We start from the raw sequence: 26,033 nt of genomic DNA, 5'->3' as shown, positions 1-26,033 counted from the left end.
GCCTGTGGCGGGTTACATGAGCTGGGGCCCGGCTCATGTCGCGGCCGCCGCTGAATCCAGGATTCTGAGGGCATCAAGCGCGTACCGGGAGTAGCGGTGCGCCCGCCCGAGGCGCCGGAGAACCTCCACATCGCTTCGGTCACCAAATCGTCCGAGCGTGCCGAAGACCAGGTCAGGCCCCCGCTCCCGTAACGGCACCTTGTGAAAATACTGGGGATCCGCGGCTTCTTCGACAAAGCGGCGCGCGAGCCGAAGGCATTCGGTGGGATAGGTGTCGCGCAGGTCAACGGGGGGATAGGGGCGATTATTGTCGTCCGCCCAGTGTCGCTCCATGAGCGCGGCGTTGACCTCGGAAAGGCATCCCACGACCAGGCCTGGAGCCTGCGAAAGGAGACGCGCCCAGGCGTCATGCGCCGCGGCCACGTCTCCAGTCCGGCGCGACTCGGCCGCATGCACCAGGACCCGGATGTCGTTGAGGCAGGCCTCCTCGGCGGACTCGCCTTCACTCGCCGGTAGCGGCGCCCCATGGCGGCCGAGGAAGCGAAGGCTGAGGGTGAAGGCACCCCACTCTTCCTGGGGAAACGGGTTGCTCCGGTCTGGCAGGGACACGAACCTTACGAATAGAGGCGCGTCGGCAGGGTCCTCGAGCCGGGCGACCTCCGCCGTGATCCACCCCAGGCTTAGGCTGCGCTTGATCTCCACCGAGGCCAGCGCCCGTCGATAGAGCGTTCGGCGCTGATCCTCCGAAAGCTCATGGATTTCTTCGTAGTAGATGGCGCTGAACGGGTGATCGAACATCCGGACATAGAGCGACAAGGCGTCGTTGCCGTCGGATCCGTCCACCAGCGCGTCCGCGATCTCGGCGCGAATACCCTCGCGCGCGTTCTCGGCGTCGTCCTCGAGCGCCCCGAGGAGGCCCAGGGCGTCGATGATGCTGGAGTTGATCGCCCAATTGTGTTGCGGCACCTCTAGGGCGTTGATGGCGCCCACCAGTTCGCCCAGGACCTCGTCTGGAGCCTCACGGGCGAATCCCACTGCCGACAGGGCAGCGAGCTGCACGTGGTAGGGCTCGCGCGCGAAGCGCTCGCCCAGGACGAAGATCAGTTCTTCGGCGAACTTCCCCCGGTCGTCAGCGCCGAAAAAGGCATGCCGGTTTTCCAGGTAGAAGTGCAGCTGGCCTGAGGTGAGCGTCGCCACGTCGAGCGACGGCAAGGCCTGGGACGTGTCGCCCATGCGACGGCGTGAGCCGTGGTGGTCGATGCGGTTGAACCCAATCCTGGTGCCCATGCCGTAATACGCCAGCGCGAAACTGGGACTTCTGATGCCAATGCCGGCGGCCTTCAGCGCCGGCGCGAGCCGGCGGCGTTCCTCGATCAGTCGGGCATCCATGACGGCGCACAGATCCTGATAGTCCTGGAAGCCCGCCAGCGACGTCGCCAATCTGCCGATGGCGCCGAGACGAGCTTCCTCTGGCGGCGTCCATTCACGCCGGCCCGCCTCTCCCCAGCGCGCCGCGTAAGCCTTGTTGTCAGGATCAAATTCCAGGGTGACGGCCTCAATCTCCTCGATGCAGGCTTGCTTGGTCGTTTCGATCAGCTTGCGAGCGTTGGATGCTGCGACGCGTCCCAGGCTCCCGGCCGCTGCAGCCGCGATAAGATCGGAACTGGTCGCCGACTCGAGCACGCGCATTGAGGCGTCCGCGTTCTCCATCGCGGTGACAATTTCGCCGGCCAGGGGCGCGAGTAGCGGCGTTGAGAGACGTTCCCCGAACCTTCCTGGATCTTGGGCTGCAATGTTCGCCAGGCCAAAGGCCGCGCACCCATTCAAGATCATCTCATGGGAGAAGGACACGCGACCGACGCGCCGGACAAGCAGTCCAGCTGCGAACATCGCATCGCACACGTCGAAGCCAACGGTCTCGTGGCGCATGAACTCATCAAAACGCGCCTCGGCCATGGAGAATGCGACGTCGGCGTGCAGGGCGACGGCGAGGCGCCGCAGACCAAAGGCGCCGGCGCGGGCGTGAGCGCCAAGCCGCGTCCGAATGTATTGATCGATGAGGGCAAGGCGGGTCGCCTCGCCCGCGAGCCTTGAGCCGACGTCGCCCACCATCTCCGCCTCGAAGCCGCTGCCCACGGCTTTCAGCAGGTCAGCGACGCTGCCGCTGACGCGTCGACCATTACGCTCGGCGATGCGTTGCTTGAGGTTATCGCTCGGCCGGGAAACCTCGAAGGTCGAGAGGCCGTCAAAGCCGGCGGCTGGTCCTTGTGACGTCAAAACGACTTTTGCGTCGAGCCGCCGCGCGAGCGCGCGTAGCCCCCGCAGAGCAAGAGCCTCGGTTCCGGCGAGCTCATTGATCCCGTCGAGGATCAGGAACACGGGGTGTCCGCCATTAGCGACGGCCCGCAGGAGTTCCGCGGGGGAGTCGTCCGTCAAAAGGCTGATTTCGCGACGGACGGCCTTGGCCCACTCACCGGCGAAATCCTTGGATGCGAAGAACAGAACAGGAGATCCAGCAGCGGCCAATCGGCTAGCCAGAGCCGCTGCCATTAGGGTTTTTCCGCAGCCGGACGGACCGACGATCACACATCCCCCGCTGTCCGACGCAGCGCGTTCGAGGGCGTCTGGAACACCCTCTTCGTGGAGCCACTGCTCACCAGCGCGGCCGTATTCTTGCGCAACGGCGGCGTTGTAGAGACGCAGGCGCTCGAGGTCGCGGCGGACCTGATCGCCGCCGACGGCTTCGTCTAGACTGACGGCCGCCAGCGACAAGGACGCCGCGAACGCATGCCATTGGTCCAAGCTCCAGGGCGGCCGCTTTGCCGGCCCGGCGGGAAAGTCGGCAAGGAAGTTCGTTAGGGTCGTGACACGGGCCTTGAAATCACCAACCGTGAGCTCTGAGCCTGCAGGCAGAGCGTCGGCAAAGATCACGCAGGCGTCGGGGTAGTAGTCGCCGACGGGAGCCACCGCCGACATCGCGTCCCTGAGGGCGTTCTTAGCCCCGACCGCCTGCTGATAGCCGTTTCGGAAAGGCCTCCATGACTCGCTGGCGTCTCGCCTTGCCCAGACGCCGTTGATGTCACCACGGACGGGCGTGCGTGAGGCCTTGACCTCGATGAGGGTGACAGAAGAGGCGGAGGCGACGACGCAGTCGATCTGCCGGCCGCCGATCTCCACGTTGGCGATGACGACATAGGGCGCCTGGTTCTGCTCCAGGCGCTTGGCCAAGGCGGCGACGACGACGCGCTCGGACGCGATCTCGATCGGTGCACTTATGTAGATCGTTCCGAAAGGGGCGTTGGGCACTAGGCGGCTCTCTCCCCAAGGTCCAATTCAACAAGCCTCCCCTCATTCCAAGGTTCGACCGACGCATAGAACGCGTCCATGTCGATATGGATGGTCTTGCGGATTCGGGCCTCACTCATGGGTTCAATGAATTAGCACAAGAACAAAGACGAAACATCTGACCATGTGAGGCGGCACCCGCGTGGCAACAAAGACGCGAGTGCGCGCTGCCGCCAAGCGCGCCTACCGGCGCTCTCCTTGCCGGGGCGTTGCGGGGTGTCCCCGCTGGAAGGGGTCGGCCGAGACTTCAAGGCTCGGCCGCAGGGGAAGGCTTTCCCCACCTCCCTCGATCACGCGCGACGGACTAAGGTCGGCGCAACACATCACTGCAGCCGAGGCCTGGGAATGCTGAAAGCCAGCGAGGAGGAGATCGAGACCGTTCGAGAATATTTCGAATGGCAGGCGCCCGATCTCGAAGTAACCTTCCTGCAGAAGGTCTATTCGGAGGCGGTGCTGAACACCCGCCACGACGTGTGGGACATCCATACGAACAAGGAGCGCTGGTGGGTCATCACCGGCAACACCAATCTCTACTCCCAGCAGCAGTTCCCCAACATGGACCTGGCGCTGACCTTCCATATCGGCCTGATCCTGCGGATCCCCCGCACGGAGGAGCAGCAGCGCGACGACGTCCGGCTGCTCCCGTTCGGCCGCGTCTACGAGATGATGGAAGAGGCCGGCGACGCGGTCGCCCAGGCCCACAATCTCGCCGGCTATCAAGCGGTCGGGGTCCGCTGCCGAGAAACCCTGCTCCAGCTGATCGGCGTCGCCCAGGACGCGGCGGTCTGGACCGAGGCCCCGCCCCAGCGCGCGAACTTTCGGGCCTGGACGGAGATCATCGTCAACGAGCTGATGCAGGGCGAGACCAACAAGGAGCGCCGCGGAGTCCTGAAGGGCGCGCTCGAGTCGGCCTGGACGTTCTCCAACTGGCTGACCCATTCGAAGTCTGCCACCTGGGTCGACGCCGAGCTGGCGCACGGCCTGATCCAGCACGCCATCGGCATGGCCTCGTCCCTGATCCTTCGCGGCCTGCGCGGCGTGCCCGAAGCTTGCCCCGACTGCGGCTCGCCGCACCTGGAACCCGAGCAGGGCGAGAACACCGCCGCGCCGGGGGTCCTGTGGGAGCGGCCTCGCTGCGCCGACTGCGGCTGGGCCGGCAGGCCCGTTCCGATCCTCGACGTCGAGGACAGCCAACAGATCATCACCCGCGAAGGCGAGGAGACCCATGACCACAGCATCATGACCGTTCCGCTGCGCGCCATCCGCCAGCCGGGCGACCCGGAGGTCGAGGCCTCGGAGGACACCGAAAGCGGCACCCCGGAGATGACCGAATATTTCGCCTACGGGTCCAACATGTCGACGGCGCGGCTGCGGGCGCGCACGCCGAGCGCCAAGCCGCTGGGCCTTGCCAACCTCCCCGGCCACACGCTGCGCTTTCACAAGCTCAGCAAGGACAAATCCGCGAAGTGCGACGCCTTCGCCACCTCCGATGATGATAGCGCCGTCATCGGCGTGCTGTTCAGCTTCGACCCGTCCGAACGCGGTGCCCTCGACAGGCACGAGGGCGCGGGAAAGGGCTATGACGCCAAGGTGGTCACGGTCATCAACGACAAGGGCCGCCGGCGGAAAGTGCTGACTTACCTCGCCTCACCGGACGCCATTGACGAGGCCCTGAAGCCCTACAGCTGGTATAAGGACCACGTCCTGGCTGGCAGCCAGGAGCACGGCCTTCCGCCCGACTACGTCGCCGAGTTCATCGAGGCAGTCGAGCCGGTTGAAGATCCCGACGCGAAGCGGGACAAAAGGGAGCGAGCCACGCTCGGATCGAGCGAGGGATAGGCTCTCGCTCAATCGAATTTCCGGCGATCCGCTAGTGCTTGGGCTGCGGCGGCAACATCGCGGCAACCGTCTCAGACCACAGCTCCAAAATCTCCGCCTGCTCGGCATCCGCTTCGCCAACCGTCTCGGCGAACACCTTCAGCAGCCGGGCGAACTCATCCGTGGTCGTGACGCCTGAGGCCTGCAGCACGCTGGCGACCATCGCCACCATCTTGCCGTGCGCACAGACGAGGGCCCGATCCACCGGCCCTACCCCGCAGCGCGATCAGTCGCGAGGGCGTCGGCCGCTGCGCAGGGGCTGGGGCTTGTCGGCGTCGGGGGCGGGTTCCGCGAACAGATCCGCGATCGGCACGCCGAGGGCCTCGGCGAGGCGGTCGAGCAGATCGACGGAAGTGTTGCCCTGCTCTCGCTCAAGTTCGCTCACCCAGGCTCGGTCGACGCCAGCGTCGATCGCCAGCCGCTCCTGCGAGAGCGACTTAGCGGTGCGTAACGCCCGCAGATTCCAAGCCAGAAGCGCCCTTCCCTTCATCAGGGAAGCGGGACACTTCTGTGGCCGATGAAACCACGGTCTCCAGACTACATATTACGAACCGGACGCGACGACTCAAGCCTGGGCCAATACTTCCTGCCGCCGACGATCACCTGCCGCGCCGATCCGCTAGCGGCTCCGCTGCCGGTCACGCGAGCGCTGGGAGTCCTGGACAGGCTGAGACCGGGCGACGTCGACGGGACGAACCCGGACGCCCTGCTCCAACCAGGACGCCAACCGTTCACGGGCGGCCGATAGCATGCGGTCCTGCGCCGGCCGGTCCCCGACCCTGGCGCGGACGACGGCCTCGACAACTCGCATATTGGCGCGACCGGCGGCGGCGCTGTCGCGGGTTTCGGCGTCACCCCGCTCCGGCCGTTCGTTCGCAGTGCGCGCGGCTTGCCGCGCCTGAGCCGCCAAGCGGCGTTCGAGTTCCTGGCGGTCCCGCTCGGTGGGTTGGTAGCCACGCACTTCCATGCCGAGGGCCGCCGACCTCAGCCAGGCTTCGCGGCGGAACTCCGCCTCGCCATGCACCACCACCACCGTCCAGCCGCGATGATGGGCCACCGCGGCCATGTCGCGGATCGCGTTGGGGTCGGCGCGGGGCGAGACCAACCGTGCGCCGAGGTCCCGGAAGGCCGCCGTTTGGATGCGGGCGTCGGCGTAGAAGCCGAGACCCGGGCCGCCACGCTCATCGACGTAGTACCGTCGGCGCACCGGATCGGGTACGTCGCCCTTGTTCATCGAGCGGCCACGGCCCTCGCTGTCGATCTGATTGCGATCTATGTCACCGGCCATGGTCGACCTCCTCTCGGGTCACCGACGCATCAATGAAGCGCTCCACCCAGCTCTCGACCTCGGCGTCGGTCGCGCCTTCAGTCGGCAGGGGCTCAAACCCAGCCGCCTCCAGGGCGGGAGCGACAAGGTCGAGACTGAGAAGGTCCGGGCCGGGCGTCGCGGCTGATACCGGCGGCGCGCTTGAGACGCCGGCGGCAATGGCCGGATGGGCGGCGACGACCGGCGGCGCGGCGACGCGCGTGCTGAACGCCTTCTCCCGCCAGTACTGGATCTTCCGGCCACGCACCGGCGGCATCCCGGCCCGAAGCAGGATCAGCTGGCCAGGGTCCATTTGGATCAGTTCCTGCGGCATCATCAGAGCCCGGCGCTGATCGGACTCGGTGGTGCTGCGCCGGCCTCCGGACAGCAGGGTTGGGCGGCTGTGGGAGCGGCTCGAGTAGGTCCAGAAGCCCAGGCGTTCGGAGAGGTCCTGGGCGACCTTCAGCTCCTTGGGCGCGAAGGCGATCTCCAGGCCGCAGTTAGCCATGATCTCCTCGGCCAGGTCCGGACCGTATTCCGCCCTCAACTGCGCGGGGCTTTGCAGTACAGGGAGAAGTCGCAGGCCATAGCCGGCGACATAGGAGAAGCCGTGGGCGATGACGGCGGCGTGGCCGAGCCGCGCGAACTCGTCCATGACCATCAGCACTTGGACGGCGTGCCGCTCGGCGGTCGGCCGCTCCCGGGTGTTTAAGTCCACGAGTTGCTGCAGCAGCAGATTGTAGAGCGGCGCCACGCGGGTCAGGTTGTCTGGCGAGACGCCGAGATAGAGCGACATCCGGCGCTCGCGCAGGTCCCGCAGGTCGAAGTCGCTGGCGTCAGTCGCGGCGCAGACGCGGGGATTGAGCCAGAGGTTCATCCGCGCGGTGATGGTCTGTTTGATCGAGGCGAAGGTGTTCTCGGAGGCCGAACAGAAGTCTGAGACGGCGCTGACGCAGCCGTAGGAGAGCGGCCGCCCGGCCGCGGCGCGCGCCTTCACTTCCTCCGGCAGGCGGCTGCGCGGATCACCGTGGGTGAGCTGGCGATAGATGGCGCCCAGGCTGAAGGGCAGCTCCGGGGTTTCGGCGACGTAGGCGCCGACGCCGATCAGGCCCGTCCGCGCCGCCTCAGCCCAGAACGGGTCGCCGTGTTGCGGCGGCGGAAACAACATCACGGCGAGCTTCTGTAGCTCGTCGAGCACGGCGACCGGGTCCGCCCGGTCAATATGACCCAGCGGATTGAACCGCGCCGTGCGGCCCTCCGGGTCGAGGGGATCGAACAAGACGACGTCCTGGCCATGGGCGGCGCGGAAGCCGGCGCTGGCCTCCCAGTTCTCGCGCTTGACGTCGAGCACCACGACCGAGTCCGGCCAGGTCAGCAGGTTCGGGATGACCACCCCGACGCCCTTGCCGCTGCGCGTCGGCGCATGGAGCATGACGTGCTCGGAGCCGCCGAACACCAAGAGCCGGCCGCTCTTTCGGCCGAGAACAATGCCCTGGCGCGACCGAAGGCTGGCGCTGACAAGCTCGGCTTCGCTGGCCCAACGGGCGGCGCCATGCAGCGGCGGCCGCTGGTTGCGGATGATCCCGACCGTGATGACACCGGCGCCGCCGAACGCGGACAGCAGGCCGACCCCGACCCATCGGCGCACCTGGGGGTCGTCGCGGAAGTACCAGAACCAGGCCGGGACCTGCGCCGGGTCGATGTCGGGCGACAGGCGCTTGAGCCCCGCCAGGGCGATGACGGCGGCGAGCCCGCCGAGCAAAGCGACGCCGGCCGTCGCCAGCGTGCCGACATAGGCGGCCTTAAGCGGCCAGGGCGCGCTTGCGAAGCGGGTCATACCAGACCTCCGTCATGCGAAAGCGGCCGTCGATCCGGCGCAGCTGAACCACGACATCGACGAGCATGTGCAGCAGCGAGCGGATGTCGTCGCGCGCCAGGTCCCGGCCGCCTTCGGACTCCTTCACCAGCAAGGTGAGTTGCTCAAAGGCGAGGGTGGCGCTGTCGGCGTGGATGGTGGTGATCGAGCCGGGATGGCCAGTGTTGACGTTGCGCAGGTAGAAGAAGGCCGTCCCGTCGCGCAGCTCCTGCAGCAATATTCGGTCGGGCCGCATGCGCAGGGCGCTCTCCAGAAGCTGCTTGGCGCCGACCTTGGCGAGCCCTTGCCCGTCCTTGGCGTAGAGCAGATGCACGGCGTTACGGTGCGGCACCGTGAGCTCGCGAGCATCTTCGATGGTGAGCAGCCGCTCGCCATCGGGGATCAGCCGCACCAGCCCCTTGGCGAAGGTGGTCTTGCCCGAGCCGGTGGCGCCGGAAATCAGCACATTGCGCCGGCTGCGCACGGCGAGCCGGAAGAAGGCCGGCCAATCGCCGGCGTCGCGTAAGGCCAGGAGGCCCGTTTCGTCGGCGGACAGGTCGTTGGTCGCCACAGCGACATCATCGAACAGGCCGTTGCGGGCAAAGGCGTCGAGGTCGAAGGTCGTCGCCGACGGCTTTCGCAGCGTCAGCGACAGCCGCTCGGCCGCCGGCGGGATGACGATCTGGCAGCGCTCGCCGCCTGGCAGCACCGTCGAGCAGATCGGCGTCTCGGGGGTGACGTCCTGGGCGGTGAAGGCGGCGGCGGCCTTGGCCAGGGTTGAGAGCCAGGTCTCGGTCAGGTCGGGCGCCGCGCGCCACTCCCAGCCGCCCTCGTGCTCGATCCCCAGCTCGCCCGGCCGGTTGACCACGACCTCCGTCACCCCGGCCGGCTGCAGGCAAGCCTGAAGCGGCTTCAGATAGTGCTCCAGGATGGCGGTGTCGTGGGCCATCGCCTCACCGGCTCTTCAGGCCGTAGACGCCGGAGAAGTCAAAGTCCTGGGCGACGAAGATCGACACCTCCGAGCCCTGAGCCTTGCGCAGGCTGGGCGGGATGTTGATCGAGTTCTGCACCGCGATCCCGGCGGCGTCCGAGGGCAGCCGCGTGATGTTGGATCCATTGTTGGGGCCGGCGACGGCGTAGGCCGCGTCATCGACGATGCTCAAGAGCAGCGCGCCACCGAAACGGTCCCAGAAGTGGGTGTCGATATCGCCGTCGAACCCCGCCCGCCCGATCGGATCGGCGGCGGGCGACCCAAGGGCGATGGCGACGCCGGCCGGGGTGACGGCCCGCGTCCAGAGCACGAACAGCCGCCGCTGGCCCTGGCGGAGGCTCGATCGGTATTCGCCCAGCACCTTGGTGCCCTTCTCCATCAGGACGACAGCCCCGTTGTCGGAAAGCACGTCCCGCGGGATCAGGCAGCTGACGTAGCCGGGGGTGGTGGTGTCCATCGCCGTCTGCAGGATGCAGGGGATGTTGGCGCCGGCGACGATGAGGAAGTTGCGGTCGGGCAAGCGGGCCGCCCGCGCCTGTCCGATCGATGAGCCGCGCCGCAGTTGGTCGAGTTCGGTCGCCTCTCGCGCCGGCCCGCCCTGGGCCGCCAGGATCGCGGGCATCGCCGATCCAGCGGCCCCCTCGCCGCCCCGGCTGTAGGCCAGGATCGGCGCGCCGCGGATGGCGCTGACCTCCGCCTGCCGACGCGCGGCGGAGTTCGCCGCCGCTGCCGATCCGCCCGCCGTTGGCTGAATCGCCGGGACCTGCTGGCCCGTATCGGTCGCGGCAAGTCTGGGGGCGTCGGCGCCCGGCGCAGCCAAAGTCGGCGACGACGTCTTCATCGCCGGCTCGAACGGCACCACCTGCCGCGCGGGCTCGTCGCGCTTAGGCTCGGCTTTTGGCTTCTCATGGCCCCAGGTGGCGGCCACGAACACGCCGCAGCCGGCGACGAGAGCGGCCAGAACGACGCCCTTGCCGGCGAGCCCCGACCCGAGCCGTCCGGCGATGGGAGAGATCGATCGCTCGAACGCGGGCGGCGCGCTGCGCTCGTCCCCGGTGGGCGAGACGTCGTTGAAATCGGCGGCGTCGGTCATGGCTTTGACGCTCCCTGGTCGGTGCGCTGGACGTCGGGCGCGGCCGTGCCGGTGCCCGGATTGACCCCGTAGGGCTCGAAGGCCTGGTTGTAGATGCAGAGCACGTCGCGCCCTCGGCGCAGCCGCAGCTGGCGCACCACCGCGTGGACCACCACGAACTCGCCGCGCACGTCGAAGGGGATCAGGCTCTCGGTCCCGCTGGACTCCACCTGGTAGATGGCGGGGACCTGCTGGTTCGCCGGGAAGCGCAGGACCGTGAAGCGGCCGTTGTCGGAGACCTCTGACGGCTGCAGAGCGGTCGCGCCCTGGACGCCGTAGTTGAGGTTGCGATGGCCCTCGACCACGGCGCGGTCCAGCTTCAACTCGACGATGCGCCGCTCAAGGGCGGCGGCCTGTCCGGTCAGGGCCGCGGCGGCCGCCGCCTTCTCATCCTGCGGGTAGCGGAAGCGAAGGCCAAAGACCGTGTCCGGCGTGTTCCGCGCCGAGGAGCCGGCCCGCGTCGCCAGCTCGAACGTATAGTTGCGGGTCTCGGCCCCGCGACTGGTGGTGACGATCAGGTTGGTCGGCGGCCGGGCAGCCTTGGGCTTCACGAACAGGATGTTCTTCTCGGCCGCCACGTCCCACCCCGTGGCGTCCCCGACGGCGACATGCAGGATGGTCTCATCCGGACCGAGCAGGATCTGGGTCGCCGTGCGGAACACGCCGGTGATCTTCACGACCGCCCAGGGATCGTAGTCCACCACCTTGATGCGAGGGTCCGACGGTCCCGACTTGGGGGTGTCCAGCGCAGCGGCGGGCGAGGCGATCACCAAACTCGCCGCGGCCAGGATCGCGAGCGACGCTCTCATCGCACCACCTCCGGGTCTGCCCGATAGCTGGTGACCTGGAAGCCCAGCGGATTGCGGAGCCGGTCGGCCTCGCCCATCGGCGCCTTGGTGTAGGCGTAGGCGATCGTCGCGATCCAGTCGCTCTCGGTGACCTGCTGGCTCTGACGCACGATGCGGTGGAAGCGGACGTTGGCGACGCCATCGGAAACGAAGCTCACCGCCCGGATGTCGACCTGCGCCTCGCCGGCCGGACCGTAGATGACCTGCGGGCTCTGCGGATTGGCGGGCCGGAAGGCGTCGCCCCAGCGTTGCTGCTCGGCGGGCGTCGACATGATCGAGACTTGGCGGAAGTTGGCCTCGGCCGCCGGTGCGAGCCAGCCCTCCCGCGCGCGGACGTACTGGGCCAGGAAGTGCTTGGTGACCGCCTCATCATAGGGGAGCGGCTTGTCGGACCTCAGCGCCGTCATGACGTCGACGGCCCCGGTGCTGCGGTCCACGCGGACCACGAACGGCTCGACGCTCTTCAGCGGCGCCAAGGCTGCGACCGCCCCCACGGCCACGGTCGCAACCACTGAAGCGAAAGCCGCCACGCCCCATGCCAGCCGGCGCGAGCGCTCGGCGCTGCGAAGCTGGTCGGCGTTCCAGCCCTTCGCCTCGGCGAAATAGCCTTTCAAATCGGCTTCGGCCTTCATGCGAGGCAGCTCCCGAACGTCCTCGGGGAGGTGTTGGAGGACAAGGTCTTCGGCTTGGCCGCGTCAGGCGCGGGAGCCGCCGCGGTCGGCCCGCCCTGCCCTGGAAGCGCCAGCACGGTGCCGTAGGGATTGGCGGGACGCAGGTGTTTGCCGTCACAGACCGCGAGCTTGCCGCCGCCGGTTGAAGCGCAGCCCGCGAGGGCCAAGGCCGTTGTGACTGTGATGATGGGGATGCGCATCAGGCGCGACCTCCGGCAGGACGAATGGAGCCCCCGCCCCGTGGCGCGCTGCGGCCAGCCTCTTGCGGACCCTGGGGCGCGCCCGCACGGGGCACGCCGCTGAGCGAGGCAGCATTGGCGAAGTCCGCCAGGCCTGCGCTGGCGCCCCCTGCGATGCCGGCGGCGATGGCCGGCGTCTGCAGGAAAAAGATCGCGCCCAGCAGGCAGAGCGCGACGAACAACAGTCCGCCGGCCATGGGGTCAGAACCGTCGATGCTGCCCCACTGCTGGGCGACCAGCGACAGGATCAGCTGGAAGACGGTGATGATCAGGGCGAACAGCACCAGGTAGTTCACCGCCTGGCTGAGCCAGCCGAAGAAGAACCGGCGGGTGGCGTCGAAGAGCGCGCAGGCGACGAAGATCGGGCCCAGCGCCACGAGCAAGGCGAGCGCCACCTTGGCGATCAGGACTACCCCAAATCCGATAGCGGCGGCCAGCGCGCCGACGATGTAGACGACAGCACCGAGAATCCAGGGCCCGAAGTCGACCGGACTCGCTTGCTTGGTGATGGTCTCCGCGAGATAGGCCGCCCGATTGAAGAAGTTATCGAACGCCGAGCCGACGTCAGGGACGCCTCCCCCACTGATCGCCTGGGTCAGGGTGTCCGGCAGAACGTGGAAAAGCGGTTGGGTGACGTAGGCCGAATAGGCGACGGTTGTGGCCAGCATGTAGACGAAGGCCAGCTTTAGGCTCCGCACCACGAAATCCATGAATGGCTCCTGGATCGTGCCGCGCAAGATCGCGAAACCGTAGAGCAGGACGTAGAGCACCAGTGCGGCCCGCAACGGGCCAGAGACCTGGGCCATGACTGAGCTGGCGCGCTCGTTCAGGAAGACGTCGAGCTTGCTGTCGACGAAGCCGTAGGCCGGCTGGAAGATTTGGAGGGGCTCGGCCATCGCCGCACTCAGAAGCCCTTCTTGTAGGCGTCGATCCGCGCGTCTCGCTTGGCCGCTGCCGAACCGGCCTTCGCATTGACGCACTCGTCGCCGCGGTGAGCGCCAGTCGCACAGTCGGCGACGACCTTCTCCGCCTCGTCGGGATGTGCAGTGAAGTAGTCGGCGCTCCGTGGTTGAGGCGAACACGCAGCGAGCAGAGCTACGGCGCCGAGGGCAGATAGAGTCCGAGTCATTGGAAACCGCTCCGATACAGGGCGATCCGCGCGTCGCGCGCTGCCATCATGCGCTCTTGTTGCCGCTGCCTTTCAAGTCGATCCTCGGCCGCCTGAGCCATGGCGATACCTTGCAGCCTCATCTGGTCGTTGGCGATCATGGCTTGTTCGGTCGTGGCGCGCGCCTGCAGGTCCATCACGGCCCGGGCGTTTGGTGCGGTATCGATGGCCGCCTGGAGATCCTTCAGGCCCTCGAGCCGCTGGGCGCCGGCGTCGGTTACGCTCTGGCCCAAGGCCAGGTCGCGGGCTGCGCGCTGGCCGGCCGCCTCAAGGTCGGCGCCCAGCGGATCGTCCGCCGAGGCGGTGTAGAGCCGGTTGGCGGATCGGATCGCGTCAGCCTTCGCCCCGATGGCGCCTAGCGCCGAGAAATCACCCTTTGCGGCCGCGCTAAAGGCGGAGGTGTCCGGAAGGAATGACCGCAGTGAGGGGACGCCAAGCGCGCTGGCGATGCGGTTCACGCCCGAGGCGTCATTTAGACTTGAGAGGAGCTGCTGACCCTGGCTGACCTGGGTCTTGAGCTCGTTCAGCTGGCTCACGGCCGTCGTGGCCTGCTGGATCAGCTTGGCGTAGCTGGCCGCGTCATAGACCGCGAGCTGGGCGTGAGCGGCTGAGCCGCCCAGGCTTACGGCGCCGGCCATGGCGATGGGGATCAAGCGCCGGTTCATGGGATCATCCTGCGTTCGCGGTGGAAGGGGTCGAGCCAGTCTTGGGGCTGGTCGCCGACGCGCGCTCGGATGCGGTCGAGCAGATCAACCGTCTCGGTGCGTCCGGAAAGCACGGCCAGTTGGTCCTCGAGCCCGTCGAGGCGCAGCTCGGCGACTACGGAGTTGAGACCTTGCTTGATCAGGAACTGCCGCGACTCCGGCGCCAACTCCTCGCGCACGAGGGCGAACTCGCGCCGGGTCAGCCCAAAGCCCTCGATGTAGTCGCGCTCGGCGGCGTGGGCGTTGGGCAGGAAGATCTTCGTCGCGCACTGCTCCAGGATGGTGTGGGCGATAGGCGAGCGCAGCACGTCGGCTGGCGACTGCGTGCCGAACACCATGAAGGCATTTTGCTTGCGGTAGGTCTTCAGCCCACCCTGGGCGAGGCCGCGGAAAGCTTCGTCGCCTAGCGCCTTCCAGAACTCGTCGATGTCGATGACCAGGCGGCGGCCATCAACCAAGGCGGCCAGCCGATGGAAGAGGTACATCATCATCGGCGTGCGGACCTCGGCGTTGTCCAGCACGTGCGTCATGTCGAAGCCGAGGAAGCGGTCCTCGAGGCCGAGCGCATCCTCTTCGTTGTCGAGCACCCAGCCGAGCGCGCCGCCCCGGCACCACTTCTCGAGCCGGGCGCCGACGCCACCGGCGTCGCGCTGGCCGAGCAGCGCGCGGAGTGCGGACAGTGAGCGCTGGCTCGGCGGCAGCGGCCCCAGGGCGACGACCGCCGCATCGATGGCGTGCTCTTCCTGGACCGACAGCGGACGTTCGCTGGCGCCGACCAACTGGCGGATCAGCTGACCAAGGAACGCCGCATTGCCCGGCGTGAAGTCCAGGGCCTTGAGCGGGGCGAACCCGGTCGGCTCCCCGTTGCGCAGGGTCAGATAGGCGCCGCCGCAGGCACGGACGAAGATCTCCGCGCCGCGGTCCTTATCGATGAAGACCTGTTGGGCGCCGAACTTCTCCAGCGCGGCCAGCATGAAGTTCTGGACCACCGTCTTGCCCGAGCCCGACGGCCCACAGATGAAGGTGTGGCCAAGGTCGCCAACGTGGAAGTTGAAGTGGAAGGGTGAGCCAGCGGACGTGCGCAGCAACGCCACCGCCGGGCCCCAATGGTTCCCCTCGGCGCGGCCCGCAGGGTGGGTGTGGAAGGGCGCCAGCGCCGCAAAGTTGCGGGAGGTGATCGCCGCCGGCCTAACCCGCCGGCTGAAGTTCCCCGGGAACTGCGCCCAGAACGCGGCTTCGAGGGCCAGGTCCTCGCGCGCCGTGACAAGGCCGGAGTCGGCCAGCAGCGCACGGGCGCTCGAGAGATTGTCGCTGAGCTGGCGTGGGTCGTCGCCGTAAACCAGGACCGACGCCTGGTGATCGCCCATCGCGAAGCGGTTAGACATCAGGTCGTCCAGGGCGTCGCCTAGGCCGGCGATCTGCGAGGCGGCCCGGTCACGGGCCGAAAGCATCTGGTTCTGCTTCCTCTCCATCACCGCCCGAGCGGCTGTCTTTGAGAGGAAGGTGAAGGACTGGCTGGCCACAAACGGGAAGCGCGCGGAAAGCAGTCCATTCCAGAGACCGGGCCGGGTGACGGCGGGATATTCCTTCACCCCGAACATGCCGGCGAAGCGCGCCTCGGCAGCGTCTCGGATTTCCAAGGCCTCTCGGCCGAAAATCACCCTCGCCGAATAGATCGCGGAACCCAGGTGCCCGCGGATCAGCGGCACGCGTTCACGCCGTCCCGTCAGGACGAGCCGCAACATCTCGAGCGGTTCGGAGAACCAGCCGCCGTCCCGCTCGTAGAGCCCCAGGGTCCGCACGCCATAGCGACTGAGGTATTGTGCGAGATCGCGGCCGGCATCCTGCAGACGTTTAACCGCCTCGTCCTCGTCAGCCTCAGAACGCCGACGCTTGGAGAGCCACGCTCCCGCGCGCTCCGTGGCGTCGCGTCCTGGATGCAGCACCAGGGTGACGTAGAGCTCGTTGACGTACATCTGGGTCGCGCCGAGGCGAGCCCGGTAGCGGGCGTCGAGATCGGCCGCGAAGTCGGAGCGAAAGGCGCCCGCGGGGTAGCCCTCATGCCGGCGGCGAACCAGATGGTGCCAGACCGCCAGATGGTTGTTGGCCAGGTTGCGCCATGCGCTGTTGAGCTTGGCGTGCCAGTCGTTGAGGTCGCGGACGTCGGCGGTCTCGAAGCTCGCCCCGTCGAGTTGGAAGGTGATCATCAGGCCTGGGTATCCAGGCCGATGATTTCCCCAGTGACGTGACGGGCATAGGGAAGCGCGCCGCGCGGATCCAGGTCGCGCCCCAGCGAAGACGGGGCCGCCCGAGGCTGCAGCATTAGGCTAGCCACGGATCACCTCCGCGACGACGTAGCGACGCTTCAGCGGCAACGGCGTTGAGGAACTGCCGCCCCAGGTCGCGCCATTGCGGGCGCGGCCCTTCGTGTCGACGAACATCCACAGGACCCGGAAGGCGTTGTGGTCGTGTTTGCAGATCGCACGGAAGACGACGTGGACGGCCGGCGCGATCAGGAGGTAGGCCGGCGAGTGCGCCGCCAGGAAGACCGTGGCCGTCACCATGAGGTTGAGGCCCATGGCTTCCATGGGCACCCCGGCGACCATGGCGGGCCGCGTGCAGGCCAGGAACAGGGTGTCCTCAGTCAGGCGGTCCTCGGCTTCGGCGGTCATGATTCATGCGGCTCCGCTGCCGCCGGTGATCAAATCGACGATCGCCGCGGCGCTGAAGATGACGATGATGCCGACCACGACCGTGCCGGCGCGGCGCATATCCAGGTGCCCAAACATCCAGGCGATGCCGGTGATGATGATAGCGATCACCGCCAAGCCACGAATGACGTTGCTGTTGAGCAGGTCGATGATGTTCTGGATGAAGGTGCCGATATTGCCGCCCACGCCAGCTGACTGGGCGAAGGCGGGACTGGCGCTGGCCAAGGCGATGACGCCGACGAGGGCCACGCGGCCGATAAGTAGTTTCTGCCTGCTCGCGCTCACTTGAATCCTCCGGACGATAGAGCTGAGACGGTGGTGACGAAGCTTCGGTGGTCGCGCTGGACATCGCCAAAGACATCCCAGGCCAGCCGCGGGCTTTCAGGGGGCGCGGGCGTCGTGACTTGGGAGGAAGGGAGCGCGGGTTGGCCGCTGATGGCCGGCACGATGCGGGCCGAGGCCGCCTCGACCTTGCCGACATAGCCGTTCCTGACCCCGCGGCTGGGATGGCCGGTGTTGTAATAGGAAAGCGTGGTCCTCAGGGCGACCTGCTCGCCAACCGCTCCGGGATCGCTGCGGCCATAGCCGTCTTGCAGCACCCGGGCGGCGGCCGAGAGGTTGGCGCAGGGCTCGAACACCTGCCGAAGGCTTAGCCCAAGCCATTGCAGGTTCTTGCTGTTGATCTGCGCGAGGCCGAGATCGATGCTGCGGCCGGCGGCGATCAATTCCCCTGCCCTGGCGACGGCTTCATCGACCGAAGCCGGCGTAAGCGCTACCCGGGGTAGGCCGTTCACGCCAATGGCCAAAGGCTCGAACCGGCTTTCCACCTGCACCACCGACAAGAGCGTTTCGGGTGCAACGGTCGGCGCGCACTGGGCGGCCAGGGTGAGGGCGGCGGCGAGGCTTAGGGCCATGAGAAACGCCTGACGAAAAGGGGCTTCAACACCGAGGCCACGTCGAGGCCTCCACCGTGATGTTGGCGGTCAGGGGCGCTGGGCGCGAGGCGTAAGCCTACGCGTCGTGGGCGGGTAGGCTTACGGCTGCGACTGACCGATCAGGCCGAGTTCCCGGGCGCGCACCACGGCCTGCACCCGCGTCTTCACGCCGAGATGGCCGCAAAGCTTGATCAGGTGGCCTTCGACGGTCCGACCCGACAACCCGAGGATGCCGCCGATGTCGGTCGCGCTTTTGCCTTCCTGAACCCAGGCCAAGCATTCAAGCTGCCTTGGTGTGATCAACCGCGTCGATGTGGGATAGTTCTCGATGCAAGTGTGCGGGTGAAAAGACCGGGGTTCATCCCGGTGCGGGGAGTTGCTTTGGCTGGCCAATTGACCGACCTCCTAGTCAAGGTCTGCCCCCTAACTCGACCGGTTGAGCGCCACGAGGCGCGTAAGGCGGCCATCAACCAGCTGAGCCTCATGGGCTCGCAAGCAACGCCAGTGACACCACTAGCGATTGATTCCCCACAACCAACAGAGCGGTCAATTCCGTAGAAATGCGGCCCGGGATTTTACGGAGGTTAGTTAGATAGAAGGCCCAATTCTAAGGCCTTCGCCACCGCTTGTACGCGGTTACGCACCTTGAGGCGTTCGCAGGCCTCGCCAACATACTGATCTACAGTGCGCGAGGACAGCCCGAGCGCAGCGGCTATCTCGACAGAGGTTCGCCCCGACGCAGCGAGGCGCAAACACTCGATTTGCCGCGGGCTCAATCGGGCTCTAGCGTTGTCAGACACGGTCGGTCCTCGACGAGACGAACCGCATAAGTCCGTTCCCTCCTGCCCACACCAGCCGCTCAGGCAAGAACGGCTTGGCGAGCAGCATTGCGCCGGCCACACCCTGCTGACGCACGGCGGCCTCGGAATCCTCCGTGATGAAGCTGACGGCCAGGTCCGGGTTCACCTCAGGGGCGGCGCGGGCGAAGCCGAACCCCCACCCGCGCTCCGTCACATTGATGTTGGTAACCAGGACGCGGAACTCAGGCCCTTGCCGTTGGAGCGCATCGTAGGCCTCGAGGGGCGTCAACGCGTCGGTTTCGGCGCGGCCGGCATCGGAGAGGGCCTCCGAAAGCAGCAGGCAGATGGCCGCTTCGTCTTCCACCAGCAGGACCAGCGTCATCGAGACCAAGCCTCCGAAACAAGGGCCTCTCCCCCGCGCGGGCCTCAGGCGCGGCCCGGAGGGCGGCTGAATTGAAGGCGGCCCGACACTGGCTGAGCGCCGCACGGCCATCGGAAGGACCATCAGTTTCGCCTTAGAACGCGCCTTCCCCTGTGATCGCGCGGCCGAGGATCAGGGCGTGGACGTCGTGGGCGCCTTCGTAGGTGTTCACCGTCTCGAGGTTCGAGGCGTGGCGCATCACGTGGTACTCGCCGGAGATGCCGTTGCCGCCGTGCATGTCGCGGGCGACCCGGGCGATGTCGAGCGCCTTGCCGCAATTGTTGCGCTTCAGCATCGAGATGGCCTCCGGCACCCAGGCGCCCTCGTCGATCAGCCGGCCGAGCGCCAGGGCGCCCTCGAAGCCCAGGGCGATCTCGGTGGACATGTCCGCCAGCTTCTTCTGCACCAGCTGACGCGAGGCCAGGGTGCGGCCGAACAGGCTGCGGCTGGAGACGTAGTCGCGGGCGGCGTGGAAGCAGAACTCCGCCGCCCCCAAGGCGCCCCAGGCGATGCCGTAGCGGGCCTTGTTGAGGCAGGAGAACGGCCCGCGCAGGCCCTGCACGTTGGGCAGCATCATGTCTTCCGGCACGAAGACGTCGGACAGGGCGATCTCGCCTGTGACGGAGGCCCGCAGGCTGAGCTTGTTGAGGATCTTCGGGGTCTCGAACCCCTTCGATCCCCGCTCCACCAGGAAGCCGCGGATCACCCCGTCCAGCTTAGCCCACACCAAGGCCACGTCGCTGATCGGCGAGTTGGTGATCCACATCTTCGCGCCGTTGAGCACGTAGCCCCCGTCGACCGGCTTGGCGACCGTGCGCATGGAAGCCGGGTCCGAGCCGCCGTCGGGCTCGGTGAGGCCGAAGCAGCCGATGATCTCGCCGCGCGCCATGCCGGGCAGGAACTTCTGCTTCTGCGCGTCCGAGCCAAAGGCGTAGATCGGGTACATGACCAGCGAGGACTGCACGCTCATCGCCGAGCGGTAGCCGGAATCCACCGCCTCGATCTCGCGGGCGATCAGGCCATAAGCCACGTGGCTGACGCCCGCGCCGCCGTATTGCTCGGGAAGCGTCGGGCCGAGGAAGCCCAGCTCGCCCATCTCGGTCATGATCTCGCCGTCGAACCGCTCCTCGGCGTAGGCCGAGACCACGCGGGGCAGCAGCTTCTCGCGGGCGTAGGCGCGCGCCGCCTCCCACACCATCCGCTCCTCTTCCGAGAGGCGGGCGGCGAGGTCCAGGGGATCGTCCCAGCGGTAGGTCTTCTGGCCCGCGGCGGTGTCGAGCGGCATGACGAGGCTCCAATGGCAGCACGGCGGCGGGCCGCTCTGTAGCCGATGGCATGACCATACGCTACTGTCTCGTGGATTCCTCTCGCTGCCCCGCCCTACTCGGGATTCAAGGTTGGCCGACGCGGAGCGGTCCCATACAACTTAGTCTGGATGGACTACATTTTGATTGTCACTCCTCCCAGATTTGCCGCATATTGAGTTCCATCGAAGGTTAGAAGCGCCCGTGATGCAGCACGCACCAGACGAACCGCACCTGTTGTCCAGCCTGGCCGAATGCGAGCGCGCGACGCCGCCGCCCGAGCCCTTGACGCACCTGCTTACGCGCGCCGCCGAGCGGTTCGGAGACCGGCCGCACCTCACGTTTCAAGAGCGCACTTGGACATTTCGCGAAACCGAGTTCCTGGCGCGTCGGCTGAGCGCAGGCCTCCAGGCGCTGGCCGTCGCCACAGGGGACCGTGTCGGCGTCTGCCTGGCCAACCTGCCGCACTATCCCCTCGCCTGTTTCGCCCTCTGGGGCATAGGCGCCGCCGGCGTCGGCATGAACCCGCTCTACTCCCTGCGCCAACTCGCCCAGATCGCCGCGGATTCAGGCGCACAATGGGTCATCGTGTCGGACCACCCGGCCAGCATCGGCAAAATCCGCGAGCTTGCCGCGCAGGTGAACTGCCGGCTGATCATCTGCCGAGCCGACGGCTCGGATCTGGCGGGCGGTCCCGGCGCAGCGACGGAAGCCGGCGAGGTGGCGCTGACCGAACTGCTGGCCGCCGACCGCGCGGGAGCCTGGGGCGTGGACGATACTGAACGCCTCGCAATGATCCAGTATACCGGTGGCACCACGGGCGCGCCCAAGGGCGCCACGTTGAACCACCGGAACATCTGGCACGCCGCCCATCAGATCCGGAACTGGCTGCACCGGATCCGCGACGGACGCGAAGCCTGGTATGCGGCGGCGCCCTTCTCCCACATCACGGGATTGATCAACTACATCGTCGAGCCGGCGATCGTTGGCGGCGAGGCCATCCTCACCGAGCGGTTTTCTCCGCGCGAACTCCTCGACCTGGTGCGGCAGGGCCGCATGACGATCCTCACGGCCATCCCGACGATGCTGAGCGCCATCGTCGCCGAGCCTGACGCCGGGGACCTGGACTGGAGCGGCGTGATCCACGTCCTGGTCGGCGGCGCTCCGGTGCCGGCCGAGCTCGCCCGGCGCTTCCACGGCCTTACCGGGCTTTGGCCGCAGCAAGGCTACGCGATGACCGAGACCACGGGCAGCGGCGTGGCCATGCCGAACACCGCGGTAGAGGGACACGAGAGCGCCACGGGTATTCCGATGCCCGAGGTGACGATCGAGATCCGCTCCGCGGAAGACCCCGGCCGCAAGATGCCGCCAGGCGAGTCCGGCGAGGTCTGCTTCGGGGGCCCCAACGTCATCGCCAGCTACTGGAACCGGCCGCTCACCGGGCAGGAACTGACGCCGGACGGGCTCTTCCGGAGCGGCGACGTCGGTTACCTGAGTGAAGACGGGGCGCTCTACGTGGTCGACCGGCTCAAGGACGTCATCATCTGCAGCGGCTACAACGTGTATCCCCGGACCATCGAGGAGGCTGTACTCGAGCACCCCTCCGTGGCCGAGACCGTGGCCGTCGGCGTGGCCGACGAGTACCGCGGCGAGACGGTGCTCAGCGTCGTGACGCTGCGGCCGGGCGTGAGCCTCTCGCTGCCGGAACTCCAGAGCTTCCTCCGTGAGAAGCTGTCGCCGATCGAGATGCCAAAGAGGCTCGAGATCATGGACATGATCCCGAAGACAGAGAACGCCAAGCTCTCGCGCCAGGCGATCCGCGCGTTGTTCAGCCGGTCGGTCCATGCCCCAGCCTGATCCTGCGCAGGCCGCGTTCGAGGCCGACGTGGCCGATGGTCTCCTGCGGGTGCGGCTAAGCCGTCCGGAGAAGATGAACGCCCTGGCCGACGAGGATTGCCGCGCGCTCACGAGGCTCTTCGAAGGCGCCGCCAAGGACCAGGCCGTCCGCTGCGTTCTGATCACCGGCTCCGGCCGTGCTTTCTGCGCGGGGCGCGACCTCTCGAGCGCCACCGCGAGCGAGGACGCGTCGGCGATCCTCTCTGAGGTCGTCAATCCGATGCTTCAGACCCTGCACGACCTGCCTCAGCCGACCATCGCCGCGGTGAATGGCGCAGCCATGGGCATCGGCCTGGGGCTGGCGCTCGCCTGCGACATCGTCTTCGCGGCGGAGGGCGCGCGGTTCGCCTCCCCCTTCGCCCGACTGGGCGCGGCGCTGGACAGCGGCGGCCACTATTTCCTGCCCCGCCGCCTCACGCCCGGCCGGACGCTCGAGATGATCTACACTGGAGATGCGATCGAGGGCGCCGAGGCGCTCCGGCTGGGCCTCGTCGATCGCTTGGCGCCCGATCGCCTGCTTGAGCCGGCGGCCGAGACGCTGGCTCGCCGGTTCGTCGATGGCCCGCAGGCGGCCTTCCGCGCGCAGAAAGCCCTGATCCGCGTCAGCGAGACCCTCGGCCTGGCCGGCGTCCTGGCGGAGGAGGCCCGGATCCAGGGAGAACTCGCGCGCACGCCAGACTACGCGGAGGGCGTCGCGGCCTTCCAGGCGCGTCGGGCTCCACAGTTCCGCAGGGTGACATGAGCTCCGAACCGATCCTCGTCGAGCGCCGCGGCGCTGTCGCCATCATCACCCTGAACCGGCCGGAGGCCCGCAACGCGCTGAGCAGCGCGCTCATGAAGGGTCTCGGCGCGGCGCTGATGGAACTGGAGGATGATGAGGCGATCGGGGTGATCGTGCTCACCGGCGGCGACCGCATGTTCTCGGCCGGCGCGGACATCAAGGAGATGACCGCCAAGACCTTTGCACAGGCCTACCTTGAGGATTTCGTCACCCGGGACTGGGACGTGATCCCCAAATGCCGCAAACCCGTCCTGGCCGCGGTCGCCGGTCACGCCGTCGGGGGCGGCTGCGAGGTGGCCTTGATGTGCGACATGGTGATCGCCGACGAGACCGCCAGGTTCGGCCAACCCGAGGTCCGCGTGGGCACGATCCCGGGCGGGGGCGGCACCCAGCGCCTCGCGCGGCTCTTGGGCAAGAGCAAGACGATGGAGCTATGCCTGAGCGGACGTTTGATCGACGCCTACGAGGCCGAGCGCATCGGGATCATAGCGCGGCTGGTTCCCGCTGGTCAGGCGCTCACCGCTGCCGTGCAGATCGCCGAGGAGATCGCGAGCTACTCGCGGCCGGTGGTCATGATGATCAAGGAAAGCGTCAACCGCGCCTTCGAGACATCCCTGGCTGAGGGCCTGCGGTTCGAGCGGCGCATGCTGCACGCCACCTTCGCACTGGAAGACCAGACCGAGGCGATGACGGCCTTCGCGGAGCGTCGCGCCCCGGTGTTCCGCAATCGATGAAGCTGGAGAACCACAGATGAGATCCGCACCGCTCGCCAACGAGGAGGGACGCCGTGGGGTCCTCAGGAAATTCGGCTACCAGCCGGCCAACCGGCCGGCTCCCGCGCCGGTCCCAAGCGCGGCCTGGGACCTGCTCCGCACCGACTTCACCGTCGGCGGCGACGACACGGCGCCGGCGCTCGACCAGCTGCCGCCGGACCTGCGGGAGCAGGCCTTGGGCTACGTCGAGCAGCGCGCGCGCCTGGACCGGCTGATGGACGCCTGCGACGCGGCGCACCTGTGCATCCTGAAGGAGGGGCCGCAGCCGGCGCTCGTGGAGGCCTATGCCGAAGACCGTGACGCCTACGAGGACGCCGTCGAAGAGTTCGGCGTCCTACGCGTCCGGATGCAGGACGCCCTTATTACCTTGCGGCTCGGCTAGCTTTCCCGATTATCGTGATACCCGTGACCGCGCGCCGGCACCGCCCGGCGCGCGTCACTCATGTTGTACGGAGTTTCGATGGTCCGCGGCCCCATCAGGAAGCCTATTGAGCGGCTGCTCGGAACCCTTCGGATCAATCCCAAGAATCTGATCGCCACGATCTATGGCGACATGCTGGTGCCCCATGGGGGCACGGTCTGGCTGGGCAGCCTTGTGAAGATGGCCGAGCCGTTCGGGATCGCCGAATATCTGTCACGCACCACCGCCCTGCGCCTCGTGAAGGACGGCTGGCTCCATCCCACCCGAGTCGGCAAGCTCAGCTTCTATTCGATGACGGACGAGCATGTGCGTAACGTCATTGCCTACTATCCGCGGGTCTACGGGCAGCCGTCCGTGGGCCGGACAGCGGTGTGGCGCCTGCTTCTCACGGGGGCGGCGGGGCTGGACGCCAAGGGATACGCCACCCTGCGGCGGAATCTGCTCTGGAGCGGCGTTGGCCAGGTGGCGCCGCATGTGTTTATCAGTGCGGCGGAGGACCTCGCCCCCCTCCAAGCGCTGCTGAAGTCCGTGGGCCTGCTGGACCGCATCCAGATCCTAGACGCTGCGGCGGCATCCCCGGCCGGCCCCGCACTCATGCGGGCGATCGTCGCCGATGCCTGGGACATCGAGGCGCTCGAGAAGAGCTATCAGGAGTTCCTCGCCCGGTTCCGCCCGATCTGGTCGCACATCGAGGGCACCCGATCCCTCGATCCCGAGGCGGCCTACGCCACCCGCGCCCTGCTCATGATGGAATACCGCCGGATCGCGCTCCGGGACCCGCGCCTGCCACGCGACCACCTGCCGGCGCTGTGGGCGGGCGAAATGGCATTCGCGCTTTGCCGCAACATCTATGAGGCGGTGTTGGAGCCGTCCGAGGCTTATCTCGCCAGCGTCGTGCGCACCGCGGACGGGCCCCTTCGCCGCCCCTCGCCCGAGCTATATGCGCGCTTCGGCGGCCTCACCCCGCGTGTGTGGACCACGCAGGAGCCGGTCGCCTCCGCGTCGGCCTAGGCGGCGCCCGCCACGCGCAGTTCCAACTCGGCGTCGTCCATGGCGTAGCCTATGCGCTGGTCGTAGTCAGGGACGACACCCTCCACGTATTCCAGCCCCACGTCCTTGAGCCGCTGCTGAACGAGTTCCAGGTACTCCGCTTGGCACTCCTCGGGCCTCATGATCTTCAGGCCCATCTCGTAGTATTTGTCGAAGTACTGAGACTGCACCGAGCCGGGCTCGGAGGGGCGGCCGTACATGCCCATCCCCATGGCGATGAACTTCGGTACGCGCCGCTGCAGCCTCGCACGGGCTTCTTCGCCGCCGAATTCGATGATCCGCTTCACCGCCCATACGCCGAAGCCCATGTGGCCCACCTCTTCGCGCGCGATGCGTTCGGAGACCCGGGCCCAGGGCAGGTAGGAGCACTTGGTGTACTGGCCCAGGAAGATCACCGCGCCCGGCGTGGCGACACAGGACATCATCGCCACGTCTTCCCAGCACTGGAACTGGTCCCGCCAGTAGGAGCGGCGGAAGCCGTTGATGATGTTGACCTTCTTGGGGTCCGGACTCTCCGGGTTGTCGCGGAGCTCCTCCATGCGCGACTTCACGTCGACGCCGAGGTCCTCGACCAGGGTCCACAGGTAGAAGGCGTGGCCGTACTCCTCCATCGTCTTCTTGGCGAGACGATAGGCCTCCTCCGGACGGGGCGCGAATTGCAGGTTTTCGCCGACCCGCTGGGCGCCTGCGTATTCGGAGTCCGCCTGGAAGGTGAGCAGGTGCAGCAGCGCCTGGCGGTATTCTGCCGGCAGTTCGTCACTCTTGTCGTAGGTCTTCATGGCGGTCCTCCGCGGTCTCATCTAC

28 protein-coding genes are annotated in these 26,033 nt (G+C 67.5%); 6 read left to right on the top strand and 22 right to left on the bottom strand.

All coding sequences use genetic code 11. The annotated features are described in order from the left end of the window. Window positions 1-33 precede the first annotated feature (33 nt). Complete coding sequence (locus MQH10_RS13885) at window positions 34-3,306, bottom strand: NERD domain-containing protein (protein WP_242564633.1); 3,273 nt, start codon at window positions 3,304-3,306, stop codon at window positions 34-36. Window positions 3,307-3,690: 384 nt separating this feature from the next. On the opposite strand from MQH10_RS13885, the gene MQH10_RS13880 reads away from it, so the two are divergent. After that, a complete protein-coding gene (locus MQH10_RS13880) occupies window positions 3,691-5,184 on the top strand; it encodes a gamma-glutamylcyclotransferase family protein (protein WP_242564632.1) in 1,494 nt (497 codons plus the stop codon). Window positions 5,185-5,215: 31 nt separating this feature from the next. On the opposite strand, the gene MQH10_RS13875 is transcribed toward MQH10_RS13880, so the two are convergent. The 20 genes from MQH10_RS13875 to MQH10_RS13785 form a co-directional block, all read right to left on the bottom strand. After that, the gene (locus tag MQH10_RS13875; protein WP_242564631.1) at window positions 5,216-5,428 is read right to left on the bottom strand and encodes a hypothetical protein; all 213 of its coding nucleotides are present in this window, start codon (window positions 5,426-5,428) and stop codon (window positions 5,216-5,218) included. 21 nt (window positions 5,429-5,449) lie between these two features. Next, on the bottom strand, window positions 5,450-5,713 hold the full coding sequence (locus tag MQH10_RS13870) for a helix-turn-helix domain-containing protein (protein ID WP_242564630.1): 264 nt from the start codon (window positions 5,711-5,713) through the stop codon (window positions 5,450-5,452). A 129-nt stretch (window positions 5,714-5,842) separates the two neighbouring features. After that, a complete protein-coding gene (locus MQH10_RS13865) occupies window positions 5,843-6,511 on the bottom strand; it encodes an LPD7 domain-containing protein (protein ID WP_242564629.1) in 669 nt (222 codons plus the stop codon). Then, a complete protein-coding gene (locus tag MQH10_RS13860; protein ID WP_242564628.1) occupies window positions 6,501-8,366 on the bottom strand; it encodes a type IV secretory system conjugative DNA transfer family protein in 1,866 nt (621 codons plus the stop codon). Before MQH10_RS13860 ends, MQH10_RS13865 begins: the two co-directional genes overlap by 11 nt. Continuing rightward, window positions 8,332-9,333 (bottom strand): P-type DNA transfer ATPase VirB11, encoded by a 1,002-nt coding sequence (gene virB11 / locus MQH10_RS13855; RefSeq protein ID WP_242564627.1) that lies wholly within the window; start codon window positions 9,331-9,333, stop codon window positions 8,332-8,334. The genes MQH10_RS13860 and virB11 overlap by 35 nt, the downstream gene beginning before the upstream one ends. A 4-nt stretch (window positions 9,334-9,337) precedes the next feature. Beyond that, window positions 9,338-10,468: a type IV secretion system protein VirB10 gene (virB10, locus tag MQH10_RS13850; protein ID WP_242564626.1), complete on the bottom strand. Its 1,131-nt coding sequence runs from the start codon at window positions 10,466-10,468 to the stop codon at window positions 9,338-9,340. After that, window positions 10,465-11,316 carry a P-type conjugative transfer protein VirB9 gene (gene virB9, locus MQH10_RS13845; protein ID WP_242564625.1) on the bottom strand — a complete coding sequence of 284 codons (852 nt, stop codon included), beginning with the start codon at window positions 11,314-11,316 and terminating at the stop codon, window positions 10,465-10,467. Before virB9 ends, virB10 begins: the two co-directional genes overlap by 4 nt. Continuing rightward, on the bottom strand, window positions 11,313-11,987 hold the full coding sequence (locus MQH10_RS13840) for a VirB8 family type IV secretion system protein (RefSeq protein ID WP_242564624.1): 675 nt from the start codon (window positions 11,985-11,987) through the stop codon (window positions 11,313-11,315). The genes virB9 and MQH10_RS13840 overlap by 4 nt, the downstream gene beginning before the upstream one ends. After that, a complete protein-coding gene (locus MQH10_RS13835) occupies window positions 11,984-12,226 on the bottom strand; it encodes a hypothetical protein (protein WP_242564623.1) in 243 nt (80 codons plus the stop codon). Before MQH10_RS13835 ends, MQH10_RS13840 begins: the two co-directional genes overlap by 4 nt. After that, window positions 12,226-13,161, bottom strand: a complete 936-nt coding sequence (locus MQH10_RS13830; protein ID WP_242564622.1) for a TrbL/VirB6 family protein — start codon at window positions 13,159-13,161, stop codon at window positions 12,226-12,228. The genes MQH10_RS13835 and MQH10_RS13830 overlap by 1 nt, the downstream gene beginning before the upstream one ends. 8 nt (window positions 13,162-13,169) lie before the next feature. Next, window positions 13,170-13,394 (bottom strand): EexN family lipoprotein, encoded by a 225-nt coding sequence (locus MQH10_RS27100; protein WP_419720776.1) that lies wholly within the window; start codon window positions 13,392-13,394, stop codon window positions 13,170-13,172. Beyond that, the gene (locus MQH10_RS13825; RefSeq protein ID WP_242564621.1) at window positions 13,391-14,098 is read right to left on the bottom strand and encodes a TrbJ/VirB5 family protein; all 708 of its coding nucleotides are present in this window, start codon (window positions 14,096-14,098) and stop codon (window positions 13,391-13,393) included. The genes MQH10_RS27100 and MQH10_RS13825 overlap by 4 nt, the downstream gene beginning before the upstream one ends. Next, the gene (locus MQH10_RS13820; protein WP_242564620.1) at window positions 14,095-16,344 is read right to left on the bottom strand and encodes a VirB4 family type IV secretion/conjugal transfer ATPase; all 2,250 of its coding nucleotides are present in this window, start codon (window positions 16,342-16,344) and stop codon (window positions 14,095-14,097) included. Before MQH10_RS13820 ends, MQH10_RS13825 begins: the two co-directional genes overlap by 4 nt. Window positions 16,345-16,464: 120 nt before the next feature. Next, the gene (locus MQH10_RS13815; protein ID WP_242564619.1) at window positions 16,465-16,809 is read right to left on the bottom strand and encodes a VirB3 family type IV secretion system protein; all 345 of its coding nucleotides are present in this window, start codon (window positions 16,807-16,809) and stop codon (window positions 16,465-16,467) included. A gap of 3 nt (window positions 16,810-16,812) precedes the next feature. Then, window positions 16,813-17,133, bottom strand: a complete 321-nt coding sequence (locus MQH10_RS13810; RefSeq protein ID WP_242564618.1) for a TrbC/VirB2 family type IV secretion system protein — start codon at window positions 17,131-17,133, stop codon at window positions 16,813-16,815. Further along, window positions 17,130-17,762, bottom strand: coding sequence for a lytic transglycosylase domain-containing protein (locus tag MQH10_RS13805; RefSeq protein WP_242564617.1), 633 nt, complete (start codon window positions 17,760-17,762; stop codon window positions 17,130-17,132). The genes MQH10_RS13810 and MQH10_RS13805 overlap by 4 nt, the downstream gene beginning before the upstream one ends. A 120-nt stretch (window positions 17,763-17,882) precedes the next feature. Beyond that, the gene (locus MQH10_RS26435; protein WP_272886930.1) at window positions 17,883-18,086 is read right to left on the bottom strand and encodes a helix-turn-helix domain-containing protein; all 204 of its coding nucleotides are present in this window, start codon (window positions 18,084-18,086) and stop codon (window positions 17,883-17,885) included. A gap of 281 nt (window positions 18,087-18,367) precedes the next feature. Next, window positions 18,368-18,583 carry a response regulator transcription factor gene (locus MQH10_RS13795; RefSeq protein ID WP_242564616.1) on the bottom strand — a complete coding sequence of 72 codons (216 nt, stop codon included), beginning with the start codon at window positions 18,581-18,583 and terminating at the stop codon, window positions 18,368-18,370. Then, complete coding sequence (locus tag MQH10_RS13790) at window positions 18,576-18,965, bottom strand: response regulator (protein ID WP_242564615.1); 390 nt, start codon at window positions 18,963-18,965, stop codon at window positions 18,576-18,578. Before MQH10_RS13790 ends, MQH10_RS13795 begins: the two co-directional genes overlap by 8 nt. A gap of 133 nt (window positions 18,966-19,098) precedes the next feature. Beyond that, window positions 19,099-20,289 carry an acyl-CoA dehydrogenase gene (locus MQH10_RS13785; RefSeq protein WP_242564614.1) on the bottom strand — a complete coding sequence of 397 codons (1,191 nt, stop codon included), beginning with the start codon at window positions 20,287-20,289 and terminating at the stop codon, window positions 19,099-19,101. Between the two features lie 226 nt (window positions 20,290-20,515). Between MQH10_RS13785 and MQH10_RS13780 the strand changes: the two genes are divergently transcribed. The 5 genes from MQH10_RS13780 to MQH10_RS13760 all read left to right on the top strand — a co-directional run bounded on the left by MQH10_RS13780 (window position 20,516) and on the right by MQH10_RS13760 (window position 25,190). After that, window positions 20,516-22,165 carry an AMP-binding protein gene (locus tag MQH10_RS13780; RefSeq protein ID WP_242564689.1) on the top strand — a complete coding sequence of 550 codons (1,650 nt, stop codon included), beginning with the start codon at window positions 20,516-20,518 and terminating at the stop codon, window positions 22,163-22,165. A 28-nt stretch (window positions 22,166-22,193) separates the two neighbouring features. Beyond that, window positions 22,194-22,946, top strand: a complete 753-nt coding sequence (locus MQH10_RS13775) for an enoyl-CoA hydratase/isomerase family protein (protein WP_242564613.1) — start codon at window positions 22,194-22,196, stop codon at window positions 22,944-22,946. Further along, the gene (locus tag MQH10_RS13770) at window positions 22,943-23,719 is read left to right on the top strand and encodes an enoyl-CoA hydratase-related protein (RefSeq protein WP_242564612.1); all 777 of its coding nucleotides are present in this window, start codon (window positions 22,943-22,945) and stop codon (window positions 23,717-23,719) included. The genes MQH10_RS13775 and MQH10_RS13770 overlap by 4 nt, the downstream gene beginning before the upstream one ends. Before the next feature lie 16 nt (window positions 23,720-23,735). Further along, window positions 23,736-24,140: a hypothetical protein gene (locus MQH10_RS13765; RefSeq protein ID WP_242564611.1), complete on the top strand. Its 405-nt coding sequence runs from the start codon at window positions 23,736-23,738 to the stop codon at window positions 24,138-24,140. Window positions 24,141-24,218: 78 nt separating this feature from the next. Beyond that, complete coding sequence (locus tag MQH10_RS13760; RefSeq protein ID WP_242564610.1) at window positions 24,219-25,190, top strand: PaaX family transcriptional regulator; 972 nt, start codon at window positions 24,219-24,221, stop codon at window positions 25,188-25,190. Here MQH10_RS13760 and MQH10_RS13755 read toward each other — a convergent pair. Then, on the bottom strand, window positions 25,187-26,008 hold the full coding sequence (locus MQH10_RS13755; protein ID WP_242564609.1) for a Phenylacetic acid catabolic protein: 822 nt from the start codon (window positions 26,006-26,008) through the stop codon (window positions 25,187-25,189). The two genes, MQH10_RS13760 and MQH10_RS13755, sit on opposite strands and share 4 nt — an antisense overlap. Window positions 26,009-26,033: the final 25 nt, after the last annotated feature.

Origin of the sequence: Phenylobacterium aquaticum (genome assembly GCF_022695515.1) — a bacterium.
Lineage (GTDB): Bacteria > Pseudomonadota > Alphaproteobacteria > Caulobacterales > Caulobacteraceae > Phenylobacterium > Phenylobacterium aquaticum.
This window is presented reverse-complemented; position numbering and strand designations above follow the sequence as displayed.

Excerpts from the sequence above, each read along its gene's own strand:
- MQH10_RS13830 (WP_242564622.1), bottom strand. The coding sequence starts at position 13,161 with ATGGCCGAGCCCCTCCAAATCTTCCAGCCGGCCTACGGCTTCGTCGAC.
- MQH10_RS13865 (WP_242564629.1), bottom strand. The coding sequence starts at position 6,511 with ATGGCCGGTGACATAGATCGCAATCAGATCGACAGCGAGGGCCGTGGC.
- MQH10_RS13780 (WP_242564689.1), top strand. The coding sequence starts at position 20,516 with ATGCAGCACGCACCAGACGAACCGCACCTGTTGTCCAGCCTGGCCGAA.
- MQH10_RS13820 (WP_242564620.1), bottom strand. The coding sequence starts at position 16,344 with ATGATCACCTTCCAACTCGACGGGGCGAGCTTCGAGACCGCCGACGTC.
- MQH10_RS13840 (WP_242564624.1), bottom strand. The coding sequence starts at position 11,987 with ATGAAGGCCGAAGCCGATTTGAAAGGCTATTTCGCCGAGGCGAAGGGC.
- MQH10_RS13765 (WP_242564611.1), top strand. The coding sequence starts at position 23,736 with ATGAGATCCGCACCGCTCGCCAACGAGGAGGGACGCCGTGGGGTCCTC.
- MQH10_RS13860 (WP_242564628.1), bottom strand. The coding sequence starts at position 8,366 with ATGACCCGCTTCGCAAGCGCGCCCTGGCCGCTTAAGGCCGCCTATGTC.
- MQH10_RS27100 (WP_419720776.1), bottom strand. The coding sequence starts at position 13,394 with ATGACTCGGACTCTATCTGCCCTCGGCGCCGTAGCTCTGCTCGCTGCG.
- virB11 (WP_242564627.1), bottom strand. The coding sequence starts at position 9,333 with ATGGCCCACGACACCGCCATCCTGGAGCACTATCTGAAGCCGCTTCAG.
- MQH10_RS13790 (WP_242564615.1), bottom strand. The coding sequence starts at position 18,965 with ATGACGCTGGTCCTGCTGGTGGAAGACGAAGCGGCCATCTGCCTGCTG.
- MQH10_RS13880 (WP_242564632.1), top strand. The coding sequence starts at position 3,691 with ATGCTGAAAGCCAGCGAGGAGGAGATCGAGACCGTTCGAGAATATTTC.
- MQH10_RS13825 (WP_242564621.1), bottom strand. The coding sequence starts at position 14,098 with ATGAACCGGCGCTTGATCCCCATCGCCATGGCCGGCGCCGTAAGCCTG.
- MQH10_RS13805 (WP_242564617.1), bottom strand. The coding sequence starts at position 17,762 with ATGGCCCTAAGCCTCGCCGCCGCCCTCACCCTGGCCGCCCAGTGCGCG.
- MQH10_RS13835 (WP_242564623.1), bottom strand. The coding sequence starts at position 12,226 with ATGCGCATCCCCATCATCACAGTCACAACGGCCTTGGCCCTCGCGGGC.
- virB10 (WP_242564626.1), bottom strand. The coding sequence starts at position 10,468 with ATGACCGACGCCGCCGATTTCAACGACGTCTCGCCCACCGGGGACGAG.
- MQH10_RS13760 (WP_242564610.1), top strand. The coding sequence starts at position 24,219 with ATGGTCCGCGGCCCCATCAGGAAGCCTATTGAGCGGCTGCTCGGAACC.
- MQH10_RS13815 (WP_242564619.1), bottom strand. The coding sequence starts at position 16,809 with ATGACCGCCGAAGCCGAGGACCGCCTGACTGAGGACACCCTGTTCCTG.
- MQH10_RS13770 (WP_242564612.1), top strand. The coding sequence starts at position 22,943 with ATGAGCTCCGAACCGATCCTCGTCGAGCGCCGCGGCGCTGTCGCCATC.
- MQH10_RS13755 (WP_242564609.1), bottom strand. The coding sequence starts at position 26,008 with ATGAAGACCTACGACAAGAGTGACGAACTGCCGGCAGAATACCGCCAG.
- virB9 (WP_242564625.1), bottom strand. The coding sequence starts at position 11,316 with ATGAGAGCGTCGCTCGCGATCCTGGCCGCGGCGAGTTTGGTGATCGCC.
- MQH10_RS13870 (WP_242564630.1), bottom strand. The coding sequence starts at position 5,713 with ATGAAGGGAAGGGCGCTTCTGGCTTGGAATCTGCGGGCGTTACGCACC.
- MQH10_RS13785 (WP_242564614.1), bottom strand. The coding sequence starts at position 20,289 with ATGCCGCTCGACACCGCCGCGGGCCAGAAGACCTACCGCTGGGACGAT.